General features: G+C 68.3%; 4 protein-coding genes. 3 read left to right on the forward strand and 1 reads right to left on the reverse strand.

Going from position 1 to position 3,874, the window contains the following annotated elements; translation table 11 throughout:
• Nucleotides 1-340 precede the first annotated feature (340 nt).
• Nucleotides 341-685 (forward strand): hypothetical protein, encoded by a 345-nt coding sequence (locus AMK27_RS42910; protein ID WP_158076982.1) that lies wholly within the window; start codon nt 341-343, stop codon nt 683-685.
• A gap of 16 nt (nt 686-701) precedes the next feature.
• Here AMK27_RS42910 and AMK27_RS40875 read toward each other — a convergent pair whose 3' ends face one another.
• Nucleotides 702-998 carry a hypothetical protein gene (locus AMK27_RS40875; protein ID WP_073919574.1) on the reverse strand — a complete coding sequence of 99 codons (297 nt, stop codon included), beginning with the start codon at nt 996-998 and terminating at the stop codon, nt 702-704.
• A gap of 242 nt (nt 999-1,240) precedes the next feature.
• Between AMK27_RS40875 and AMK27_RS42250 the strand changes: the two genes are divergently transcribed.
• Together AMK27_RS42250 and AMK27_RS40890 are read left to right on the forward strand one after the other, a co-directional pair.
• A complete protein-coding gene (locus tag AMK27_RS42250; protein ID WP_073919576.1) occupies nt 1,241-1,993 on the forward strand; it encodes an ankyrin repeat domain-containing protein in 753 nt (250 codons plus the stop codon).
• A gap of 475 nt (nt 1,994-2,468) precedes the next feature.
• A partial coding sequence (locus tag AMK27_RS40890) for a DEAD/DEAH box helicase family protein (RefSeq protein ID WP_158076983.1) occupies nt 2,469-3,874 on the forward strand: 1,406 nt, incomplete at its 3' end.

The raw sequence follows: 3,874 nt of genomic DNA on the forward strand, positions 1-3,874 counted from the left end.
CCCGCGGAGCGGGTACCACATCGCTGCGCGATGTGCAAGCGAACACCCGCGCTGCGCGCGGGTGTTCGCGCTCCCGCTTCGCGGGAGCGCTGGCGGGGCGCTGCGCGCCCCGCTCATCCCGACTGCTGCGCAGTTGGGATGATGCTCCGTCCGCTGCGCTCCCGGAGCTGCGGGACTTCGTCCCGCTGCCAGGCTTCCGCTTCGCTCCAGCCTGGCGAGGCGGGTCCGCTGCGCTCCCCCGCCTGACGGTCCTTCCGGCTGCGCCTTCAGGACCTTGGGGCCCGCTATCGCGGGCCTGGCTGGCTACAGAGGAGCCCGGGGTGGTTATTCGATGTGTCCGGTGGTGGGGTCCACCTGCTTCAAGAAGTCCCGGGCTGACGACTGTAGTTCCGGCTCGCTCAAGGCTCTGGCCGGCCGCACGGCCGAAGTGAAGCCGTATCCGGGGTTGGGGCCTGACAGCCAGGTGAAGTCGTATGTACCCAACTCGTCGGGCCACTCGGTGACCTCGAACGCTTCCCCGTCGACCATCAGTCTCAACCGTCGTGCGCTGCGTCTGTCCATGACCGGCCAGTATGCCGGGGTCCTGCCATCGCTCGTCGTGTCGGTGCTTCAGGAGAACCTGCGTCTCAAACTGATGCAGCGCCCCGCCCAAAGCGGGCGTGACTGGGGCCTGGCTGGCTTGTGAGCAGGGTGACGGGTTCTCAGGCGTGAGCGTGACTGCGGGTGCTCGGCAGCTTGTGCGGAGCAGCGTGGTGGACGGGCCGGCCTGTGGCGGGAACGGTGAGACGCCGCAGGGACAGGCTCGCGGTGACGAGCAGTGCGGTGAAGACGGCCAGGAGGAGGACGGATACCCACATCTGCCGGCTCCCTGGGGCCTGCCAGCCGGTCAAGGCTGCGGATCCCGTCCACAGCAGGATGGCTGCAGCGTAGAAGGAGCGGATGCGGCGTAGTTGCCGCACGGCCCGCAGGAACTGGATGCGTTCGGTCTTCGGTGCCATGCGGCATCGTGTACCCCGATGCGCGATGCCTATCGGAGTCACAGGGGTTTTTGTGAGGGGCTCTGGTCGAGTGGTCTCGTGAGTCTGCATCTAGATGTGATGCAGCATGTAGCATTGGCGTAAAGAAGGGGCACACGGTAGTGGGGGTTGGGGGCGTATCGGCCTTGGTTGGTTAAGTCTGTCGCCCGTCCGCTACCTGACGGTCACGGCTCAGCAAGACCGGTGGCGAGGGGATGGGTGCTATGGGTTCCGATGTGCTGGGGTCCAGCTCCTGGCCTGAGGTGGAGCCGTGGACGCCGGCGCATCAGGCCGTGGAGATGAGTGAGTACGAGACCCTCTCGATGCTCCTGGACGCTGGGGCGGACCCGGACGAGGTGTGCTTCGGGCTCACGTTGCTGACTCACGCGATCGACTCAGAGGGGGACGGTCACCTGCAGTCGGGGCATCCCCTGCACGCGGCCAGCACGGCGATCGTGCTGGCTTACGGTGCCGACCCGCACTGGCCGGCTGTCAGCGGGAAGACTCCGCTGCAGATGGCCGAGAGCTACGACCACGAGCCGGCCAAGCGGCTGCTCCAGCGCTTTCTCGCACCGGCGGAAGCTCCAGGGAGCGCGTGTGGAAGTGATCGCGGGCCTTTCGCTGAGGTGGAGTCGTGGACGCCGGTGCACCGGGCTGTGGAGATGAGTGACTACGAGACTCTCACCGTGCTCCTGGACTCGGGGGCCGATCCGGACGCGGTGTGCTTCGGGCACACGCTGCTGACTCACGCGATCGGCCTGCAAGGCGGCGGCCACGTGCAGAGGAACTACGCGCTGAACACGGCCTCCACGGCGATCCTGCTGGCTTACGGTGCTGACCCACGCCTGTCGGCCATCGACGGCGAGACTCCCCTGCAGATCGCCGAGTACTACCGCCACGAACCGATCAGACGGCTGCTCCAGCGCTTCCTCGCCCTCACCCCGGCCGGCCCCCCAGGGAGCGCGCGTGACAGATGATCGCGGGTATTCGCCCATCGGCCCGGACTCCGCTTACAGCGACGCCTCGATCTACGTGGACGCGGAGGCCGCCCCGCGGGTCCTGGGCTGGCTTCGAGACGCCCTCGGCCAACAAGGAGGACGGTGCGGAGCTGACCGTCGGGCCGGTGCGCGTGTACGGCGCGCCCAACGGCTACAACACCGGCCGACACGCCCACCCCTGCGACTTCCTTCAGTGGCCGACCGTGCTGGAGTGCCAGGCGCCTGCGGAGTCGGAGCCTGGTGCGGTGGCGGCCGCGGTCACGATCGTGCTGAAGACACTGTGGTGCGGGGGGTGGAAGGCCGTGGCGGCATGCGACTTCGAAGGTGAACTGCCCGCACGCGGTGGGAGCGAGCGCTACCCCTTGCCGTCCCCCTCTGAGGGTCTGTCGCAGGTAAGGATGGGGCGTTGGAAGAGCCTGCTGGTGCGGGGTGGAAAGAAGAAAAGGAATTCCGCGTGATTCAGCTCCGAGAACACCAAGCGGACCAGAAGAAGGCATTCCGGGAATGGGTGGGATTCCCTGTAAGATCATTTGTTCCCGCTGAGGGAGCCCGGGCCATGGGAGTGTCTGCGACAGGCTCCGGGAAAACGATCACGACCGCCGCAAGCGCTCTGGAGTGCTTCCCGGACGGGCGGATCCTCGTCATGGTCCCCACTCTGGATCTGATCGTGCAGAGCGCCCAGTCCTGGCGCCGGGTCGGGCACCGGGAACCGATGGTCGCGGTCTGCTCGGTGAACAAGGACGAGGTCCTGGAGCAGCTCGGGGTGCGCACGACCACGAATCCGATCCAGCTCGCCCTGTGGGCCGGGAGTGGGCCGGTGGTTGTGTTCGCCACGTACGCCTCTCTCGTGGACCGGGAGGACCCTTCCGATGTCTCTGGTCGTGGGACTGTTCCTGGGCCGTTGGAGTCGGCTCTGGCGGGCGGGGAGCGGTTGTACGGGCAGCGGATGGCCCCGTTTGACCTGGCCATTCTGGATGAGGGGCACATGACAGCCGGGGATTTGGGTCGGCCGTGGGCGGCGATCCACGACCAGTCCCGGATCCCTGTCGACTTCCGGCTCTACCTCACCGCCACCCCGCGGATCCTGGCCGCGCCCCGGCCGCAGCGCGGGCGGGACGGCCGGGAGCTGGTCATCGCGTCGATGGAGGACGACTCCCGCACCTACGGCACCCGGATTTTTGATCTTGGGCTGGCGGAGGCGGTGGAACGCTCGATCCTCGCCGGGTTCGAGATCGACGTGCTCGAGATCCGCGACCCCGACCCGATCATAGGGCTGTCCGAGGACGCGCTGCGCGGCCGGCGCATGGCCCTGCTCCAGGCCGCACTGCTCGAGCACGCGGCGCAGCGGAATCTGCACACCACCATGGTGTTCCACCAGCGGGTCGAGGAGGCCGCGGCGTTCGCCGGGCAGATGCCGGCGACGGCCTCCGAGCTGTACGCCGCTGAGGCGTCCGCGGCGGCGCTGGCCGAGGCCGAGGAGCTGCCCGCGTCGTCGATCGACGCAGAGTTGTACGAGCTCGAGGAGGGCCGTCACGTGCCGCCGGAGCGGGTGTGGGCGGACTGGCTGTGCGGGGACCATCCCATCGCGCACCGGCGGGCGGTGATCCACCGGTTCGCCAACGGCATCGACGCCGAGAACCGGCGGGTGCACCGGGCGTTCCTCTCCTCGGTACGCGCCCTCGGGGTCGGGGTCGACATCACCGGGCTGCGCGGGGTCGAGGCCGTGTGCATCGTCGGCTCGCGCAGCTCCCAGGTCGACATCGTCCAGAACATCGGACGTGCCCTGCGCCCGAATCCCGACGGCAGTGTGAAGACGGCGCGGATCGTCATCCCCGTCTTCCTGCAGCCCGGGGAAGACCC

The organism is Streptomyces sp. CB02009, from assembly GCF_001905825.1.
GTDB lineage: Bacteria > Actinomycetota > Actinomycetes > Streptomycetales > Streptomycetaceae > Streptomyces.